The following is an 18,411-nucleotide window of genomic DNA, read 5'->3' as shown; positions in this document are numbered from 1 at the left end:
GAGGCGGAGACGGAGGAAAAGGACAGAGGCGTGAGGGAGGGTGAGATGGATCCAGTGGGCACAGGTGGCGTAGGTGGCGTAGGCGGTGCAGGGGATACAGGGGGACGTGAGGGAATGACGCCCGGACAGCGGGAGGCAGAGGACCAGGCGCGGCTGCGGCGGTGGCGCCTGGTGCTGGGGGGCGAGGCGGCGGACGGCACGGGGTATGTGTTGGCGGGGCGGGACGCGGCGATGGACGGAGCGCTGTCCGCGCTCTACGGGCGCGCCGACAGGGCGCCGTCGGGGCGGGAGCGCACGGCTGGGCTGGGCGCGTCGGCACCGGCGGTGGCGCGCTGGCTCGGTGACATCCGGAGGTACTTCCCCTCCTCCGTCGTCCAGGTCATGCAGCGCGACGCCATCGACCGGCTCGGCCTGTCCACGCTGCTGCTGGAGCCGGAGATGCTGGCCGCGGTGGAGCCGGACGTGCACCTGGTCGGCACCCTGCTCTCACTCGGCAAGGCGATGCCCGAGAGCACCAGGGAGATCGCGAGAGGCGTCGTCCGCAAGGTGGTCGGGGACCTGGAGCAGCGGCTCGCGAGCCGTACCCGGGCCACCCTGACCGGGGCGCTCGACCGCGGCGCGAGGGTCAGCAGGCCACGCCATCGCGACATCGACTGGAACCGCACCATCGCGGCCAACCTCAAGCACTACCTGCCGGAGCACGGCACGGTGGTGCCGGAACGGCTGGTCGGGTACGCGCGGGCGTCGCGGGCGGTCCGGAAGGAGGTCATCCTCTGTGTCGACCAGTCGGGGTCGATGGCGGCGTCGGTGGTGTACGCGTCGGTGTTCGGGGCCGTGCTCGCATCCATGCGGTCGATCAGCACACGGCTCGTCGTCTTCGACACCGCCGTCGTGGACCTGACCGACCAGCTCGACGATCCGGTCGACGTCCTGTTCGGTACGCAGCTCGGGGGTGGTACGGACATCAACCGGGCGCTCGCGTACTGCCAGTCGCGGATCACCCGGCCCGCGGACACGGTCGTCGTACTGATCAGCGATCTCTACGAGGGGGGCATACGGCAGGAAATGCTGAAGCGGGTCGCGGCGATGCAGGCGTCGGGAGTGCGCTTCGTGACGCTGCTCGCGCTGTCGGACGAGGGGGCGCCGGCCTACGACCGGGACCACGCGGCGGCGTTGGCGGCGCTCGGGGCACCGGCGTTCGCCTGTACACCGGACCACTTCCCGGAGGTGATGGCGGCGGCGATCGAGAAGCGGCCACTGCCGATACCGGACGCCGGCTGACGACTTGTCGGCCCGACGTCCCGGCGGAGCGGCCGGCAAACGGGACATGAGTACTCATCGGTAACGAGGGGCTTGCGTGACCGCCGGACCATCATGCAAGGATCGACGCCTTCGCGAGGCCAACCCCGGCCCTTGACGAGCCGTACCGCCACACGGGAGGTCAGCCCCCTTTGACCTGGCTCACCGCTCTGGCCTCAGCAGCCGCCCGGCGCCTCGTGCGCCCCGGGGCGGGGCGGCGTGTGTTCCGAGGGGTGTTGCTGCTGGGCGGACTGTTCGCGGTGGGGCTGTTGTCCGGGGGCCAGGCGCAGGCGGCCGAGGAGGCAGCTCCGGATCCGGAGACCGGCGTTCAGGCGGCGGAAGCGGCCGTGCCGGGGCGTGACGTGGTGCGGGCGGCTGCCGATCGGCCGGCTTCGTTGCCGGCGCGGACGCCCGTGCACGCACCGGCGCGCGCATCCTCGCGGGAGCCGATGCACGCGTCGGCCGTGGGTGCCGCGTGGGCCGTCACTCCGCACCATCAGGAGCTGCGGAGGCTCGCGGCCGTTGATGTCGCGCGTGCGGACGTCTTCGAGAGCCGGGACCGGTACCGGGACATTCCCGTTTTCCCCGCCTAGCCGGACGCCTTCCCCTCGCCCTGCCGCGCCGGGGGCGAAGCAGGTCTGCCCGACAGCAACCGGAAGCCCCCGGAACCCGAAGATCCCGAACCGGATCGGCTGCGGCTTCCAGGGCCTCGGACGACCCCCTCCCGAGACCTGACGGGACGCATGCACACGCACACGACCGCCACCGCCCCGTACGGCGCCTGGCGCAGCAGACTCCGTGGGGTGACCGACCCGGACGGCCGAAAGCCGTCGGACCTGTTCGGGTGGGGCTCCACGGTTCCGGGGCCGGCCGTCCCCAAAGGGGTGGGGACGGCCGCCCCGAGCAGCCTCCGGCTGTGCACGGCGGTCTCACCGGGCCCACCCCAACCCGGTGAGACCTCCGGAAGATCCGGTGACCACGCGGGACGCGGGACCCCGACGGTCCGGCCGTCGGACCGGCCGGCACCTTGCCCGCACCGGGGCGGGGACCCTGCGCACACCGGGAAGGCCGCAGGTCGCAGTCGGCGCAAGCGCTCACACGCGGCACCCCGTGCCGGTGAGGACGGCATCATGTGACAGGTATCACCGCTCAGGTGTGACCCGCGATTTAGAGGGCTCCCGGTAGCAGAGATAACCTGCGAGACGGACATGCCGCGCGCTCGGACACCGTGTGCGCTTCCCTTGTGACATGTGACACATGCGGTCGTCACGTTGCCCTCGCGGCACGCCCACGCATCCAACGAACCGCGAGATCACTGATAGGGACGGAAGCGCGTGGACCTGTTCGAGTACCAGGCGAGGGACCTCTTCGCCAAGCACGATGTACCGGTGCTGGCCGGTGAAGTCATCGACACGCCTGAGGCGGCGCGCGAGATCACCGAGCGTCTGGGCGGCAAGTCCGTCGTCAAGGCGCAGGTGAAGGTCGGTGGTCGTGGAAAGGCCGGCGGCGTCAAGCTCGCCGCCACCCCGGACGAGGCCGTCGCCCGGGCGACGGACATCCTCGGCATGGACATCAAGGGCCACACGGTCCACAAGGTGATGATCGCCGAGACCGCTCCGGAGATCGTCGAGGAGTACTACGTCTCCTTCCTCCTCGACCGTGCCAACCGCACCTTCCTGTCGATCGCCTCCGTCGAGGGCGGCGTGGAGATCGAGGAGGTGGCGGCCACCCGTCCGGAGGCCGTCGCCAAGACCCCGATCGACCCGATCGACGGTGTGGACGAGGCCAAGGCCCGCGAGATCGTGGAGGCCGCGAAGTTCCCGGCCGAGGTCGCGGACAAGGTCGTGAACGTCCTGGTCCGGCTGTGGGACACCTTCATCAAGGAGGACGCCCTCCTGGTCGAGGTGAACCCGCTGGCCAAGGTCGCCTCCGGGGACGTCATCGCCCTCGACGGCAAGGTGTCGCTGGACGACAACGCCGAGTTCCGTCACCCCGACTTCGAGGAGCTCCACGACAAGGCCGCGGCCAACCCGCTGGAGGCCGCCGCCAAGGAGAAGAACCTCAACTACGTCAAGCTCGACGGCGAGGTCGGCATCATCGGCAACGGCGCGGGTCTCGTCATGAGCACTCTGGACGTCGTCGCGTACGCCGGTGAGAACCACGGTGGCGTCAAGCCCGCCAACTTCCTGGACATCGGCGGTGGCGCCTCCGCCCAGGTCATGGCGAACGGCCTGGAGATCATTCTCGGCGACCCCGACGTCAAGTCGGTCTTCGTCAACGTCTTCGGCGGCATCACCGCCTGCGACGAGGTCGCCAACGGCATCGTCCAGGCCCTGAAGCTGCTGGAGGAGCGCGGCGAGGACGTCACCAAGCCGCTCGTCGTCCGCCTCGACGGCAACAACGCCGAGCTGGGCCGGCAGATCCTCACCGACGCCGACCACCCGCTGGTGCAGCGCGTCGACACCATGGACGGCGCGGCCGACAAGGCCGCCGAGCTGGCCCACGCCGCCAAGTAAGCACAAGGACGAGGACTCAAACCACCATGGCTATCTGGCTCAACAAGGACAGCAAGGTCATCGTCCAGGGCATGACCGGCGCCACCGGCATGAAGCACACCAAGCTCATGCTCGGTGACGGCACGAACGTCGTGGGCGGCGTGAACCCGCGCAAGGCGGGTCAGACCGTGGACTTCGACGGCACCGAGGTACCCGTCTTCGGCACCGTCAAGGAGGCCATCGAGAAGACCGGCGCCAACGTCTCCGTCATCTTCGTGCCGGAGAAGTTCACCAAGGACGCCGTCGTCGAGGCCATCGACGCCGAGATCCCGCTGGCCGTCGTGATCACCGAGGGCATCGCCGTGCACGACACGGCCGCCTTCTGGGCGTACGCCGGCAAGAAGGGCAACAAGACCCGCATCATCGGCCCGAACTGCCCCGGCATCATCACCCCGGGCGGCTCGAACGTCGGCATCATCCCGGGCGACATCACCAAGCCGGGCCGCATCGGCCTGGTGTCGAAGTCCGGCACGCTGACCTACCAGATGATGTACGAGCTGCGTGACATCGGCTTCTCGACCGCCGTCGGCATCGGTGGTGACCCGATCATCGGCACCACGCACATCGACGCGCTGGCCGCGTTCCAGGACGACCCCGACACCGAGCTGATCGTGATGATCGGTGAGATCGGTGGCGACGCCGAGGAGCGCGCGGCCGCGTTCATCAAGGAGAACGTGACCAAGCCGGTCGTCGGCTACGTCGCGGGCTTCACCGCCCCCGAGGGCAAGACCATGGGTCACGCGGGCGCCATCGTCTCCGGCTCGTCCGGCACCGCCCAGGCGAAGAAGGAGGCCCTGGAGGCCGCCGGCGTCAAGGTCGGCAAGACGCCGACCGAGACGGCGAAGCTGGCCCGGGAGATCTTGAGCGCCTGACACCGCCGATCCCGCTCGGCCGCGTTCTCGGTGGGCCCGCTCCCTGCGTGGGGGCGGGCCCACCGGCGTCTGTGGTGGCCGCCCGCTCCGGTGGCCCTGCGTACGAGCCGCCTATCGCGCCTGCGGCACGAGCCGCTGCGGGCCGTTGGCCGTGTGGGACCTGAGCCGGGCACGCAGGTCGAGTTCCGCGTCCGAGAGGGTGCCCGGGGCGGCCTTCTCCGGCACGCCCTGGATCGTCTCACCGGCCGGTACCGGCGGCTCGTACGACGTGGGGGCGGTGCGCAGCGCGAGGACCGTGACGCCGATGACGGCGACCGTGACGGCGACCGCCGCCCGCGTCCACAGGCGTGCCCGGCGTTCGCTGCCGAGCCGGACGGTCAGGGGCTTGGGCGCGCGCAGCCGTTCGGCGGAGGCGACCTCGGCGAGGCGGCGGTGCAGCAGCGCGGGGTCGGCGAGGTCGGGAACGCGCGCGGTGAGCTCCTCGCGCGCGTGCAGCAGACGGTGCGCGGTCGCCGGGGTGCTCGCCTCCGTCTCCGCCGCCGTCTCCGGCAGGTCGAGGCCGACCCCGTCGTAGAGCACGAGGGTACGGCGGTACGGCGGCGGAAGCCGCAGCAGCGCGTCGAGCAGCGCGCGGTCGGCGGCGTCGGCGGGGGGCGGCTCGGGGTGACGGTAGCGCGGGCGCAGCCGGTGCCAGGGGGAGAGGGCGTACTCGTACGCCGCCGCCCGCACCCAGCCCGCCGGATCGGGGTCGCGGGCCACGCGCGGCCAGTGGTCCCAGGCGTGCTGGAAGGCGCGCTCGACGGACTCGCGGGCGAGTTCGCGGCGGCCGGTGAGGAGATAGGTCTGCCGTACGAGCGCGGGAGCGCAGAACGCGTAGAGCGCGTCGAAAGCCTGAGCGGGGGTCAGTGGCACCGCGTGCTCGGCGGACAGGGCGCTCTCCGGCGGTTCCTTCACCAGACCGACCGTCATGGCCCGCACCTCATCCGCCACCTGACCCGAGGCCGGCCCCGTCCGGGACTTCCGTACGGAAAAGTACATAAACGTATATTGGGCGACACAACGGAGCTTCGCCTGTTACGACGTCAAATCGCGTGTCGTTGGGAGCATGGCGTGTGTGCTGCCGATGACCGCTCGCCGATCGTCCCTGTCATCCCTGCTCACCCGGATGCGCGACCGATCACCCGGACTGGGCGCCAGCCTGTTGGGTGGCGTGCTCGCCGCCGGGCTGGGGCTCGGCTCCTGCGCCGTGCTGGTGATGGTGCTCTGGATCAGCTCTCCCTACCCCGACAGCGGGCCGAGTGCCGCGCTGCACGTCGCCGCCGCCCTGTGGCTCTTCGCCCACGGGACCGAACTGGTCCGCACGGAAACCCTCGCCGGCGTGCCCGCGCCGGTCGGCGTCATCCCGCTGCTCCTGCTCGCGCTGCCGGGGTGGCTGGTGCACCGGGCGGCGCGGGACGCCGCCCTCGCCGACGAGCACGGGGTGATGGCCGGTGCCCGTACGGCGTGGACCGGTGTCGTCCTCGGCTATCTCGCCGTCGGCGCGGGCGCCGCGCTGTACGCGGCCGGCGGTGATCTGCGCCCCGCCTGGGGCTGGACGGCGGTCGCGCTGCCGACGGTCGCCGCCGTCGCGGCCGGGGCCGGGGTCTGGACGGCGTACGGCCGTCCGCGGCGCCCCTTGGACGACGTGCTCCTGCTGTTGCCGCGCGGCCTGCGGCGGCGGGCACTCGGCCCGGGCGGCAGAGCCGCGCTCGGCGCCGCCGGGCGGGCGGCGGGGGCCGGGGTGGCGCTGCTCGCCGGGGGCGGCGCGGGTCTGGTGGCCGCGTCGTCGGTGTGGCACGGCGCGGTCGCGCGCATGACGTTCCTGCAGCTGACGGAGGGGTGGTCGGGGCGGTTCGCGGTGCTGCTGCTGTGCGTGGCGCTCCTGCCCAACGCGGCGCTGTGGGGCGCGGCCTACGCGCTCGGCCCCGGCTTCGCCCTCGGCGCCGGCCATCCGGTCACCCCGCTGGCCTCCGACCCCGCGCCGCTGCTGCCGCCGTTCCCGCTGCTCGCGGCGGTGCCCGACGCGGGCGCCGGGACGCCCTGGAACTGGGCGGCGGGTGCGGTGCCGGTCGTCGCGGGGGTGACGGTGGGCTGGTTCGTGGCCCGTGCGGCCGCACCGGGCCGTGGCCAGGCGGTGGCCGACGCCCTCGCGGAGCACACCGCCGGCGTTCCGGGCCCGCCCGGCCCGCGGCCCGCCGACGACCAGAGCGGCGGCGCTGCCCGGCCGAAGAACCGTCTCCCCTGGTCAGGCGGCCGGACCTGCCGTGTCGCGCTGCTCGCCGCCGGGTTCGTCGCCGTCGCCATGGGCGCGCTGGCCGCGCTGTCCGGCGGCCCGTTGGGGGCGGCCGCGCTCGCCCGCTTCGGGCCGGTGGGATGGCAGGTGGGGGCGGCGGCGCTGGCGTGGACCTCGGTGACGGCGGTGCCGACCGCGCTCGCGGTACGGGCCTGGCGACGCCGGGGAACGGGCCGGGACGGCACCGGCACCGAGACCGACGGGACGTTCACGGCATCGGCATCCGCCGACCGCACGCCGGTCGGCGTCCCCCGCACCCCCGACGCGAAGCCCGCACCCGCCCCGGACCCCACCTTCGAGCCCTACGACTTCCTCCCCCACGACCCGAGCCCCGACCCCCTCCTCGACTCACCGCTCCCTCCGTACGAGCACCCCTCGCCCCAGCACTCCTCGTACGAGCACCCCTCGCAGCACTCCTCGTACGCGAACCCGTCGCCCCGGGACTCGTCGCACGACCACACCTCGCCCCAGGATTCGTACCCGAACCCCTCGCCCCACGACTCCTCGCACCAGAACCCCCGGCACGACGACACCGCCCGCCGAACGCCTCCCGGCGAACCCTCGGAGAACCCCGACCAGCCTTCCCCGTGACCGGGGCCCACGACCGGCCGACCCGGCTGCCCGGGCGCGTGACCTGCGTCGGCGACCAGGCAGGTGACCACGCCGGTTTCCGGCGGGACCTCACCCGCGCCGGCCTCGGCCGTCCGGCTCCTGACGTGTCGAATGGTCACGGACGCCCGTCCGGTCGCGTGCGGTGAGACCCCGAGCGGGCCGACGCATCCCCTGGAGGACAGCCAGTCGGCGTCGGTCGGTCCGTGAGCCGGACCCACCCGGGCAAGCCACCGGCATCCTCACCGTCAGTCCTCCCCGAGGATGCTCCGGAGTTCCTTCGGCAGCAGGTCGCTGCAGCCCTGCTCGGCCTCGTGGGTCAGGGCGTCCTGCTTGCAGGTGTAGTAGTCCTGGTAGACCAGCTGGGTCGTGAAGACGGTGGCGACCACCGCGAGGGCCAGCGACGCGGTGACCAGGCCGCTGATCGCGGCCGTGGTCTGGGGGCGGCCCGTGCCGGGGGCGGGCGGGGCGGCCGGCGCGTCGGGGTCGGGGGTGCGGGGCTTGGCGCGCAGGGCGCTGATGCCCCAGTACAGGGCGAGCGCCCCCAGCAGCAGTGCCACGTACGTCCAGCTGAACAGGGCGAAGAAGAAGGCCCACATGCCGCCCAGCAGCGCGTAGCGCGCCCGGCGCTGGGCGGGGTCGGTCGGGTCCCAGCGCGGCGCGGAGCCGCCGGGGCCGCCCTGCCCGCCGGAGCCGCCCGGGCCCCCGCCGCCCTCCGGGCCGCCACCCGGCCGCTCGCCGGGCCGTTCACCGAACCCGCCGTCGGAACGCCCGGGCTGGCGGTCGCTCCACTGGCTGCCCCAGGGCGAGCCGCCGCCCTGCTGCCCCTGATCCCCGCCCGTCGCGGGGTGGCGCGGCTGCCACGGCCGGTCGGGAGTGCCCTCCGGCGGTGGCGCGAAGGGGTTGTCGTCCTGCTGGTCCCCGCCCCGGTCGCGGTCGCCGTCGGAGGTCTGGCCGGTCTCGGGGGGAGAACCGGGCCGCTCCCGCAGCAGCACGGCGCCACGCTCGCCGGCCTGTGCCGGGAGCGGCGGGAACGTGAGGAGTCGCAGGCTGCGGTCCGGCATCAAAGAGCGTCTTCCCCTAGGTGATTTCGACGTGGATCTGCATCGAGTCATGGGCGAGTCCATGAGCGTGCACCCGGGGAACGTGCGGCACGACCACCGCGTTCCCGGACCCGCTCCTCCCAGACGCTACCTTCCGGCCACGCCCCCGTCCCGAGGGGGCCGTCCGGTGTGCCGGTATCGTTGCTGACGGTCGACCGGTTCGTAGACTTCCCCGTATCCGGGGGTGCGAAGCATTCGTACGATCGCACAAGCCGTCGCCGTGACAGTCCGCCTCCCGAGAAAGGCCCCCACCGTGGCCGCCAACCCCGTGGCCAGCCCCGAGCCCAAGCGCCTGGTCGTGCTGGTCTCCGGATCCGGTACCAACCTGCAGGCGCTCCTCGACGAGATCGAACGCACCGGCGCCGAGTCCTACGGGGCGCGGATCGTCGCCGTCGGGGCCGACCGGGACGGCATCGAGGGGCTCGCCCGTGCCGAGCGCGCCGGGCTGCCCACCTTCGTGCGCAGGGTCAAGGACTACGGCTCCCGCGAGGAGTGGGACGCCGCGCTCGCCGAGGCGGTCGCCGCCCACGAACCCGACCTGGTGGTCTCCGCCGGCTTCATGAAGATCGTCGGCAAGGAGTTCCTGGCCCGCTTCGGCGGCCGGTTCGTCAACACCCACCCCGCCCTGCTGCCCAGTTTTCCCGGCGCCCACGGTGTCCGCGACGCGCTCGCGTACGGAGCCAAGGTCACCGGCTGCACCGTCCACTTCGTCGACGACGGCGTCGACACCGGCCCGATCATCGCCCAGGGCGTGGTGGAGGTCCGGGACGAGGACGACGAGAGCGCGCTGCACGAGCGCATCAAGGAAGTCGAGCGAAGGCTGCTCGTCGAGGTCGTGGGACGGCTCGCCCGCCGCGGCCATCGCATCGAGGGACGAAAGGTAGTTATCCAGTGACCGCCGAGAGCAACAAGCGGCCCATCCGTCGCGCACTGGTCAGCGTCTACGACAAGACCGGACTGGAGGACCTCGCGCGCGGGCTGCACGAGGCGGGCGTCGAGCTGGTGTCGACGGGTTCCACGGCCGGCCGGATCGCGGCCGCCGGTGTTCCCGTCGCCAAGGTCGAGGAGCTCACCGGCTTCCCCGAGTGCCTCGACGGCCGGGTCAAGACGCTGCACCCCCGGGTGCACGCGGGCATCCTCGCCGACCTGCGCCTCGACAGCCACCGTCAGCAGCTCGACGAGCTGGGCGTGGCGCCGTTCGACCTGGTCGTCGTCAACCTCTACCCGTTCCGGGAGACCGTCGCCTCGGGCGCCTCGCCCGACGAGTGCGTCGAACAGATCGACATCGGCGGCCCCTCGATGGTCCGCGCCGCCGCCAAGAACCACCCGTCCGTCGCCGTGGTCACCAGCCCCGCGCGGTACGCCGACGTCCTCGCCGCGGTCCGGGACGGCGGCTTCGACCTCGCCGCCCGCAAGCGGCTGGCCGCCGAGGCGTTCCGGCACACCGCGGAGTACGACATCGCGGTCGCCGGCTGGTTCGCCGGCGCCTACGCGCCCGTGGACGACTCGCCCTTCCCCGACTTCACCGCCGCCGCCCTGGAGCGCAAGAGCACCCTGCGCTACGGCGAGAACCCGCACCAGGCGGCCGCGCTCTACGTCGACGGCACGGGCACCGGCCTCGCCGAGGCCGAGCAGCTGCACGGCAAGGAGATGTCGTACAACAACTACACGGACACGGACGCCGCCCGCCGTGCCGCGTACGACCACGACGAGCCCTGCGTCGCGATCATCAAGCACGCCAACCCCTGCGGCATCGCGGTCGGCGCGGACGTCGCCGAGGCCCACCGCAAGGCCCACGCCTGCGACCCGCTGTCGGCGTTCGGCGGCGTCATCGCCGTCAACCGGCCGGTCAGCAAGGAGATGGCGGAGCAGGTCGCGGAGATCTTCACCGAGGTCATCGTCGCGCCGGACTACGAGGACGGCGCCCTGGAAGCCCTCGCCAGGAAGAAGAACCTCCGGGTCCTCAAGGCACCGGCCGCGCCCTCCCACCCGGTGGAGGTCAAGCCGATCGACGGCGGCGCGCTCCTCCAGGTCACCGACCGCCTCCAGGCCGAGGGCGACGACCCGGCCAACTGGACCCTGGCGACCGGCGAGGCGCTGAGCGCCGACGAGCTGGCCGAGCTGGCGTTCGCCTGGAAGGCGTGCCGGGCCGTGAAGTCCAACGCGATCCTCCTCGCCAAGGACGGCGCCTCGGTCGGCGTCGGCATGGGCCAGGTCAACCGGGTCGACTCCGCCAAGCTGGCCGTCGAGCGGGCGGGCGCCGAGCGCGCCCGGGGTGCCTACGCCGCGTCCGACGCCTTCTTCCCCTTCCCCGACGGCCTGGAGATCCTCACCGAGGCCGGCGTCAGGGCGGTCGTCCAGCCCGGTGGTTCGGTCCGCGACGAACTGGTCGTCGAGGCCGCCGAGAAGGCCGGCGTCACGATGTACTTCACGGGCACGCGGCACTTCTTCCACTGATCCGCACCGCCCGCCGGAGCCGGCCTCGCCGCCGAGGCCGGCTCCCGCGCGTCGAGGGTGGCCGGAGCACGTCAGTGACGGGGCCGGTTGAACCAGGCGGAACCGGTGGAGTTGCCGGTGAAGACGGCGATCAGGACGCCGAGCACCAGGTGGACCGTGCCGATGAGGAAGAAGGGGTACACGCCGAGGACGGCGGTCAGGATGCCGAAGACCAGCGCGGTGATCCGGAGGCCGTTCCCGCCGCTCTTGAACTTCACCGCGAGGACGGCCGCCCAGATCAGCCAGGCCAGCGCCAGAACGGCGTAGAAGTACATGAGCCCGGTCGGGATGTCCCCGAGGATGTCCCGCAGGTCGGAGTCGTCGACGTCGTCCGCGTTGGATCCCGCGATGCCCAGACCGGCGAACAGGAAGACACCGATCACGTTCAGGCCGACGATCACCCAGAGCATGATCCGGGCCGCGGACACCGTGCTCGGCATCGACGTCATGGGCGGGAGCCCGCCGGGGTAAGGCTGGGAGACCGGCGGCGCCGAGGGGTAGCCGTATCCCGGCTGCTGGGGGTTCTGCTGCGGCGGCGGGCCGTAGGGGTTGTTCGGTTCGCCGAAGCTCATGGTCTCGCTTCCTCCGTATGCCGGTGCGGGGTGCGCGGCGCGGCGCGGAGGAAGGTCAACAGAAGCGGCTCGTCCCCCCGTACTGCCCGCGGCACTGTGCTTGATCACGTCAATCGTTCTCCACGGGGGCACAGGTGTCCAGCGCCGCCCGCCGGGTGTTGTGCAAGTGCAATGCGCACCGGATTGGAACCCGGGGCCCGTCATCCGGGAGGATGGGGGGCATGACCGCCCAGATTCTCGATGGCAAGGCCACCGCAGCCGAGATCAAGTCCGATCTGACCGCCCGCGTGGCGGCGCTGAAGGAGAAGGGCGTCACGCCCGGCCTCGGCACCATCCTCGTCGGGGAGGACCCCGGCAGCCAGAAGTACGTCGCCGGCAAGCACCGCGACTGCGCCGAGGTCGGTATCGCCTCCATCCAGCGCGAACTGCCCGCCACGGCCACGCAGGAGGAGATCGAGGCGGTCGTCCGCGAGCTGAACGAGGACCCGGCCTGCACCGGTTACATCGTCCAGCTCCCGCTGCCCAAGGGCATCGACGAGAACCGCATCCTGGAACTGATGGACCCGGCCAAGGACGCGGACGGGCTCCACCCGATGAACCTGGGCCGCCTGGTCCTGGGCGAGCCCGCCCCGCTGCCCTGCACCCCCAACGGCGTGCTCACCCTGCTGCGCCGCTACGGGGTGGAGACCAAGGGCGCCGAGGTCGTGGTCGTCGGCCGCGGCGTCACCATCGGCCGGCCCATGCCGCTGCTGCTGACCCGGCGCAGCGAGAACGCCACCGTGACGCAGTGCCACACCGGCACCCGGGACCTGTCGGCGCACCTCAAGAACGCCGACATCGTGGTCGCCGCGGCCGGCTCGGCCCATCTGATCCGCGCCGAGGACATCAAGCCCGGCGCGGCCGTGCTCGACGTCGGTGTCTCGCGCAGCGCCGAGGGCAAGATCGTCGGGGACGTCCACCCCGACGTCCGCGAGGTCGCCGGCTGGGTCTCCCCGAACCCCGGCGGCGTCGGCCCGATGACCCGTGCCCAGCTGCTCGTCAACGTGGTCGAGGCGGCGGAGCGCAGTGTCGGCTGAGGCGGGAGGCGGGGCGGCCGGCCACGCCGGCGCGCCCCGGCGGCGGAACACGCGGCGGAACATGTGGTGGGCCCAGGTGCGCGACGGCGCGGCGGACGATGCGGGCGGGGCCCGGCGGCGGGGCCCCCGGCGGTTCCCCAGGTTCACCCGGGACACCGCCCGGCCCGAGGGCGGCGGCCGGGCCGCGCCCCGTGACGCGCCGGCCCCCGCCCGGCAGTGGCCGATGCTGGCCGTGCTGAGCACGGTCGGACTCGGCCTGCTGCTCACCGCTCTCGACCAGTTCCGCGTCGGCACCATCCTGATCGGCGCCGCCCTGCTCGGCGGTGCGGTGCTGCGCTGGCTCCTGCCCGGCGTCGGCATGCTGGCGGTGCGCTCCCGCTTCACCGACATCGTCACCTACGGCGTGCTGGGCGCCGTCATCGTCCTGCTCGCGCTGATGGCCCAGCCCAACCCGTGGCTGCAGATCCCCTTCCTCAAGGACACCCTGCACTTCACGGTCGACAACTGACCCGCCCCCGCGCCCACCCGCTCTCCCACGGTGAAGGGCCTGTTCGACGCCTGTCAGCCCGCTGTGGCACGGAGGTGGCCGTTCCGCTGCGGAACCGAACGGGCCCCGCGCTCGTCCACCGGTTCGACCAGGCGGGACACGGGACGCGGTGGGGGGTGGGTGCGCGATGGGCTCCTGGCAACCGCTGCCGGCCGAGCTGCCGCCGGAGGTGCGGCACTTCGTGGAGCACCTGCGGGAGCTGAAGGACCGTACCGGCCTGAGCCTGGCCGCCCTCGGCGCCCGCACCGCCTACAGCAAGTCCTCCTGGCAGCGCTACCTCAATGCCGTACAGCCCCCGCCCCGCCAGGCGGTGGCCGCGCTGTGCCGGGTCGCGGGGCTGACCGGCACCGAGGCGGAACGGTACGGCGTCCGCTGGGAGTTGGCGGTGAAGGCGTGGCCGCGCCCGGCGGCGGCGCGGGCGCAGGACACCGTCCCGCCGGGCGGGGAGTACCAGGACGATCCGACCGTTCCCTGGTGGGAGCGGGCCGGGGAGCCGCCCGCCGTGCCGGGCCGCACCGGAGCCGGCCGGCTGCTCCTCACTGCCGTCCTGCTGCTCCTGCTGCTGCTCGGTACGGCGGTGGCCGGCGCGCTGGTGTTCGGCTGACCGAGCGTGCGTCCGCGCCCCGTCCCCGTTTCGAGCGGCCGATGTGCCGATGTGCCGACAATGCGCGAATACGGATCGATTCGGCGTCACGGCGGAGCTAACGTGTCCAATCGGGCGGACCCGGTCCGGGGGAGAGGGGGGTTCGATGCCTCGGTGGACGGACTTGCCGGACGAACCCGGCCCTCAGGTGCGGGAGTTCGCCGTACAGCTGCGCAGGGTCGTGGACCGCAGCGGACTGAGCGTCTCGGCGGTGGCCGACCGCACGGGGTACGACAGGGCGTCCTGGGAGCGTTACCTCGACGGCCGGTCGCTCGCGCCCGAGGGCGCGGTCCTCGCCCTCGCGGAGGTCACCGGCGCCGACCCCGCGCGCCTGACCGCCCTGCGGGAGCCGGCAGCCCGGGCCCGGAGCCACGCCGAGACCCACGGCGGCGGTACGGCCGAGGCGACCTGGACCGGCCTGGCGGCGGCCCCGCGCGGGGAGTTCGGGCCGGCCGAGGGCGCCGCTCCGGCCCCGAGACGGCCGGGCACGCCGACGCCGGTCCGGCCAGGCGTCGCGGGACCCGCCGGTGTCCCGCCGGCGATCCCGGGCCCGGCGGCAGCGCCTCGGGCCCGTGCGGACGGCACGACGGGCGGTGGCCGGCGCGGCCTGTTGTTCCTCACGGCGACGGCGGGCGTGCTCGTCATCGCGGCGGGCGCCTTCTGGCTGACCGACGGTGGCCCCGGGGAGGGCCGCGCGGGCGCCCCGGCGGCCTCCCCCTCCCCGGCGGCGAGCCCCGGCTTCCCGACACCGCCCGGGGTCGGCTGCGGCGGGCCGGGTTGCGAGGGCAAGGACGCGGAGGCGATGGGCTGCGGCGGCGCCCTCGTGGTCACCGCGAAGAGCGCCACCGTGCGGACCACGCTCGTCGAGGTCCGCTACAGCGCCGCCTGCGGCGCCGCCTGGGCGCGGATCACCCAGGCCGGACCGGGCGACGTGGTGCAGGTGGCGGTCGGTGCGGTCCGCCGCAGCGACACGGTGCGGACCCTCGGCGACACCAGCGCCTACACCCCGATGGTCGCCGTGGACGGCCCCGCGCAGGCCCGCGCGTGTGTGACGCTCGCGTCGGGGCAGAAGGGCTGCACACCCTGAGTCCGGCCGGCGCGCCGTCACCCTCTGTGGGGCGGGCCACAGGGCCCCGGCAGTCCCCGATGCCGGATGCGCGATAGCCTGACCGGTGGATCTCTTGATGCCGAGAGATCGATCATCCGTTCCCGCCCCGGGGCAGGGACGCCTCACCGCCAGCTGTCATACGGAGAACGCCATGACCCGCACTCCCGTGAACGTCACCGTCACCGGCGCGGCCGGCCAGATCGGTTACGCCCTGCTCTTCCGCATCGCCTCCGGCCAGCTGCTCGGTGCGGACGTGCCGGTCAAGCTCCGCCTCCTGGAGATCACCCCGGCGCTCGGCGCCGCCGAGGGCACCGCGATGGAGCTGGACGACTGCGCGTTCCCGCTCCTGCGGGGCATCGACATCACCGACGACCCCAACGTCGCCTTCGACGGCGCCAACGTCGCCCTCCTCGTCGGCGCCCGCCCCCGTACCAAGGGCATGGAGCGCGGTGACCTGCTGGAGGCCAACGGCGGCATCTTCAAGCCGCAGGGCAAGGCCATCAACGACCACGCCGCGGACGACATCAAGGTCCTCGTCGTCGGCAACCCGGCCAACACCAACGCGCTCATCGCCCAGGCCGCCGCGCCGGACGTACCGGCCGAGCGGTTCACGGCCATGACCCGGCTGGACCACAACCGCGCGCTGACCCAGCTCGCGAAGAAGACGGGCGTCGCCGTCTCCGACATCAAGCGCCTGACGATCTGGGGCAACCACTCCGCCACCCAGTACCCGGACATCTTCCACGCCACGGTCGCCGGCAAGAACGCCGCCGAGGTCGTGAACGACGAGAAGTGGCTCGCCGACGACTTCATCCCGACCGTCGCCAAGCGCGGCGCGGCCATCATCGAGGCCCGCGGCGCCTCCTCCGCGGCCTCCGCCGCCAACGCCGCCATCGACCACGTCCACACCTGGGTCAACGGCACCGCCGAGGGCGACTGGACCTCCATGGGCATCCCGTCGGACGGCTCCTACGGCGTCCCGGAGGGCCTGATCTCCTCCTTCCCGGTCACCTGCAAGGACGGCAAGTACGAGATCGTCCAGGGCCTGGACGTCAACGAGTTCTCCCGCACCCGCATCGACGCCTCCGTCCAGGAGCTGTCGGAGGAGCGCGACGCGGTGCGCGGCCTCGGCCTCCTCTGAGCCTGTCCCAGGCGAGTCGGCCGATGTGACTTCGGCGGCCGGTGTGGTTTATAGTTGATCACACACCGGCCGCCGGAACTCCCGGAAGCCGACTGTGCGTTGGTGGTCCAAGGAAAGACGCCCCGCTTCCTGCGGGGAGATGCAGGTGCAAGGCCTGCCCGGCGCTCCGTCCGAAGAGTCCCTCCCCGCCTGGCGGGGAGGGACTCTTCGCGTTTCCACGGAGCCGGGCGGCCGACCGCGTCGTCCAGGGGCCTTCTGGCGTCGGCAGGTCCTCCGCGGCGGCGCTACGGTTTCAGGGCCGCCGCGATCTCCGTCAGTGCCGCTGTCGCCATCCGCTGCGGCCACGGACCGAACGTGACCCGGGTGGCACCGAGTTCGCCCAGCTCCGCCGGTGACGGTCCCCGGGTCGGGTCGCAGTAGGCGTTGACCGGGCCGTCGATGCCCGAGCGCAGCAGCGGCAGCAGGGCGGGCGGGGCGAGGATCGGGTACACGCAGTCGGCGCCCGCCGCCACGTACGCCGCGGCCCGCTCCAGGGCCCGTTCCGGATCGCCGTCGCCGTGCAGGAACGTGTCGACGCGTGCGTTGAGGAAGAGCAGGTCCCCGGCCGCGGCGCGTACCTCGGCCAGCCAGTCGGCGTGGGCGTACGGGTCCTTGAGGGCGCCCCGCGACGAGTCCTCCAGGTTGCAGCCCACGGCCCCCGCCGCGAGGAGCCGCTCGACGAGTTCGCCGGGCGGCAGACCGTACCCGTCCTCGACGTCCGCCGAGACCGGCACGTCGACCGACCGGGCGACCCGGGCGACCGCCGCGAACATCTCGTCGGGCGGGGTACGCCCGTCCACGTACCCCAGCGAGGCGGCCACGCCCGCGCTGGGTGTGGCCAGCGCGGCGAAGCCCGCGCCGGCGAACGCGCGCGCGGAGGCCGCGTCCCAGGGGCCCGGCAGCACCAGGGGATCGCCGGGCGCGGTACGGCGGTGCAGCGCGCGGAACGTGCCGGCCTTACCGGTCGGGTCCGCGCTCACGGGGTGTACCCCCCGGGCGGGACGCGGCGGGCGACCATCGTCCGGTTCCAGTTGTTGATCGCCACCACCAGCCCCACCAGGTGGGCCAGCCGCACGTCGTCGAAGTGCTCGGCGGCCCGCTCGTACACCGCGTCCGGCACGAACCCGTCCGCGAGGACGGTGATCGACTCCGTCAGCGCGAGCGCCGCCCGCTGCCGCGCGTCGAAGACGTCCTCGGCCTCCTCCCAGGCGGCCAGCAGGTCCAACTGGCGTTCGCTCACCCCGTGCTCGCGCGCGAGGGCGAGGTGCATGTCCAGGCAGAACGCGCAGTGGTTGAGCTGCGAGGCGCGCAGGACGACCAGTTCGGCGAGCACCGGGTCGCCGAGTCCCCGCTTCGCGGCGGCGCTCAGGGCGGACATCGCCCGGGCGACCTCGCGGTCCAGCAGCCGCGTTCGTACCGTCCCAGGCGCGGTGGTCACCGGTGCTGCCCCGGCCGGTAGTGGCCCGGGGTCATGCGCGCGGTCACACCGAAGCGGTTCCAGGCGTTGATCGTGACGATCGCGGAGATCAGCTGCGACAGCTCGGCCTCCTCGAAGTGGCCCGCGACCCGCGCGTACACCTCGTCGGGCACGAACCCGTCGGTCAGCACGGTCACCGCCTCGGTCAGCTCGATCGCCGCCAGCTCCTTCTCGGTGTAGAAGTGGCGCGACTCCTGCCACGCGCTCAGCTGGATGATCCGCTCGACGCTCTCGCCCGCCGCGAGCGCGTCCTTGGTGTGCATGTCCAGGCAGAACGCGCAGCGGTTGAGCTGCGAGGCGCGGATCTTCACCAGCTCGTACAGCGTCGGGTCCAGTCCCCGCCGGGCGGCCGCGTCCAGCCGGATCATCGCCTTGTAGACCTCGGGCGCGTGCTCGGCCCAGTTGAGCCGGGCGGGCTCCTCGACGGCGTAGCCGGTGCTGGTCGCGGTGGTGGCTTCGGTGCCGGTCCCGGCGGTGGTTCCGCCGGTGGTTCCGGTGGTCTGCGTGGTGGTCATGGTCTCCACCCTAGGAAGGAAGCAGCC

At 73.1% G+C, this 18,411-nt stretch carries 18 protein-coding genes; 12 read left to right on the top strand and 6 right to left on the bottom strand.

The window, feature by feature from the left end:
- Positions 1–114: 114 nt before the first annotated feature.
- The 4 genes from AC3ET3_RS02345 to sucD all read left to right on the top strand — a co-directional run bounded on the left by AC3ET3_RS02345 (position 115) and on the right by sucD (position 4,726).
- Complete coding sequence (locus AC3ET3_RS02345; RefSeq protein ID WP_432134914.1) at positions 115–1,281, top strand: VWA domain-containing protein; 1,167 nt, start codon at positions 115–117, stop codon at positions 1,279–1,281.
- Positions 1,282–1,532: 251 nt separating this feature from the next.
- A complete protein-coding gene (locus tag AC3ET3_RS02340) occupies positions 1,533–1,892 on the top strand; it encodes a hypothetical protein (RefSeq protein WP_432134913.1) in 360 nt (119 codons plus the stop codon).
- 741 nt (positions 1,893–2,633) lie between these two features.
- A complete protein-coding gene (gene sucC, locus AC3ET3_RS02335) occupies positions 2,634–3,815 on the top strand; it encodes an ADP-forming succinate--CoA ligase subunit beta (RefSeq protein WP_432134912.1) in 1,182 nt (393 codons plus the stop codon).
- 26 nt (positions 3,816–3,841) lie between these two features.
- Positions 3,842–4,726: a succinate--CoA ligase subunit alpha gene (gene sucD, locus AC3ET3_RS02330; protein WP_432134911.1), complete on the top strand. Its 885-nt coding sequence runs from the start codon at positions 3,842–3,844 to the stop codon at positions 4,724–4,726.
- A gap of 111 nt (positions 4,727–4,837) precedes the next feature.
- Here the strand turns inward: sucD and AC3ET3_RS02325 are convergent, their stop codons facing one another.
- A complete protein-coding gene (locus AC3ET3_RS02325; protein ID WP_435611523.1) occupies positions 4,838–5,695 on the bottom strand; it encodes a sigma factor-like helix-turn-helix DNA-binding protein in 858 nt (285 codons plus the stop codon).
- Positions 5,696–5,831: 136 nt separating this feature from the next.
- Between AC3ET3_RS02325 and AC3ET3_RS02320 the strand changes: the two genes are divergently transcribed.
- On the top strand, positions 5,832–7,649 hold the full coding sequence (locus tag AC3ET3_RS02320) for a cell division protein PerM (protein ID WP_435611522.1): 1,818 nt from the start codon (positions 5,832–5,834) through the stop codon (positions 7,647–7,649).
- A gap of 266 nt (positions 7,650–7,915) precedes the next feature.
- Here AC3ET3_RS02320 and AC3ET3_RS02315 read toward each other — a convergent pair whose 3' ends face one another.
- Complete coding sequence (locus AC3ET3_RS02315) at positions 7,916–8,731, bottom strand: hypothetical protein (RefSeq protein ID WP_432134908.1); 816 nt, start codon at positions 8,729–8,731, stop codon at positions 7,916–7,918.
- 292 nt (positions 8,732–9,023) lie between these two features.
- Here AC3ET3_RS02315 and purN point away from each other — a divergent pair, with 292 nt between their 5' ends.
- Together purN and purH are read left to right on the top strand one after the other, a co-directional pair.
- A complete protein-coding gene (gene purN, locus AC3ET3_RS02310; protein ID WP_432134907.1) occupies positions 9,024–9,665 on the top strand; it encodes a phosphoribosylglycinamide formyltransferase in 642 nt (213 codons plus the stop codon).
- Positions 9,662–11,227: a bifunctional phosphoribosylaminoimidazolecarboxamide formyltransferase/IMP cyclohydrolase gene (purH, locus tag AC3ET3_RS02305; protein ID WP_432155391.1), complete on the top strand. Its 1,566-nt coding sequence runs from the start codon at positions 9,662–9,664 to the stop codon at positions 11,225–11,227. The genes purN and purH overlap by 4 nt, the downstream gene beginning before the upstream one ends.
- Before the next feature lie 71 nt (positions 11,228–11,298).
- On the opposite strand, the gene AC3ET3_RS02300 is transcribed toward purH, so the two are convergent.
- The gene (locus AC3ET3_RS02300) at positions 11,299–11,838 is read right to left on the bottom strand and encodes a hypothetical protein (RefSeq protein WP_432134905.1); all 540 of its coding nucleotides are present in this window, start codon (positions 11,836–11,838) and stop codon (positions 11,299–11,301) included.
- Positions 11,839–12,059: 221 nt separating this feature from the next.
- Between AC3ET3_RS02300 and AC3ET3_RS02295 the strand changes: the two genes are divergently transcribed.
- The 5 genes from AC3ET3_RS02295 to AC3ET3_RS02275 all read left to right on the top strand — a co-directional run bounded on the left by AC3ET3_RS02295 (position 12,060) and on the right by AC3ET3_RS02275 (position 16,353).
- Positions 12,060–12,914 (top strand): bifunctional methylenetetrahydrofolate dehydrogenase/methenyltetrahydrofolate cyclohydrolase, encoded by an 855-nt coding sequence (locus AC3ET3_RS02295; RefSeq protein WP_432134904.1) that lies wholly within the window; start codon positions 12,060–12,062, stop codon positions 12,912–12,914.
- 61 nt (positions 12,915–12,975) lie between these two features.
- Complete coding sequence (locus tag AC3ET3_RS02290; protein ID WP_432134903.1) at positions 12,976–13,422, top strand: DUF3017 domain-containing protein; 447 nt, start codon at positions 12,976–12,978, stop codon at positions 13,420–13,422.
- 166 nt (positions 13,423–13,588) lie between these two features.
- Positions 13,589–14,065 carry a helix-turn-helix domain-containing protein gene (locus tag AC3ET3_RS02285; protein ID WP_432134902.1) on the top strand — a complete coding sequence of 159 codons (477 nt, stop codon included), beginning with the start codon at positions 13,589–13,591 and terminating at the stop codon, positions 14,063–14,065.
- A gap of 145 nt (positions 14,066–14,210) precedes the next feature.
- Complete coding sequence (locus tag AC3ET3_RS02280; protein WP_432134901.1) at positions 14,211–15,191, top strand: helix-turn-helix domain-containing protein; 981 nt, start codon at positions 14,211–14,213, stop codon at positions 15,189–15,191.
- 172 nt (positions 15,192–15,363) lie between these two features.
- Positions 15,364–16,353 carry a malate dehydrogenase gene (locus AC3ET3_RS02275; protein ID WP_432134900.1) on the top strand — a complete coding sequence of 330 codons (990 nt, stop codon included), beginning with the start codon at positions 15,364–15,366 and terminating at the stop codon, positions 16,351–16,353.
- Positions 16,354–16,637: 284 nt separating this feature from the next.
- On the opposite strand, the gene AC3ET3_RS02270 is transcribed toward AC3ET3_RS02275, so the two are convergent.
- The 3 genes from AC3ET3_RS02270 to AC3ET3_RS02260 are packed head-to-tail and all read right to left on the bottom strand — an operon-like array spanning position 16,638 to position 18,384.
- The gene (locus AC3ET3_RS02270) at positions 16,638–17,372 is read right to left on the bottom strand and encodes an isocitrate lyase/PEP mutase family protein (RefSeq protein ID WP_432134899.1); all 735 of its coding nucleotides are present in this window, start codon (positions 17,370–17,372) and stop codon (positions 16,638–16,640) included.
- Positions 17,369–17,830, bottom strand: coding sequence for a carboxymuconolactone decarboxylase family protein (locus AC3ET3_RS02265; protein ID WP_432155389.1), 462 nt, complete (start codon positions 17,828–17,830; stop codon positions 17,369–17,371). The genes AC3ET3_RS02270 and AC3ET3_RS02265 overlap by 4 nt, the downstream gene beginning before the upstream one ends.
- Entirely contained in the window at positions 17,827–18,384 is a 558-nt protein-coding gene (locus AC3ET3_RS02260) for a carboxymuconolactone decarboxylase family protein (RefSeq protein ID WP_435611521.1), read from the bottom strand. The genes AC3ET3_RS02265 and AC3ET3_RS02260 overlap by 4 nt, the downstream gene beginning before the upstream one ends.
- Positions 18,385–18,411: the final 27 nt, after the last annotated feature.

It is taken from the genome of Streptomyces sp. bgisy159 (assembly GCF_057707805.1).
The sequence above is the reverse complement of the archived record's forward strand: the minus strand, read 5'-3'. Positions and strand labels throughout refer to the sequence as shown.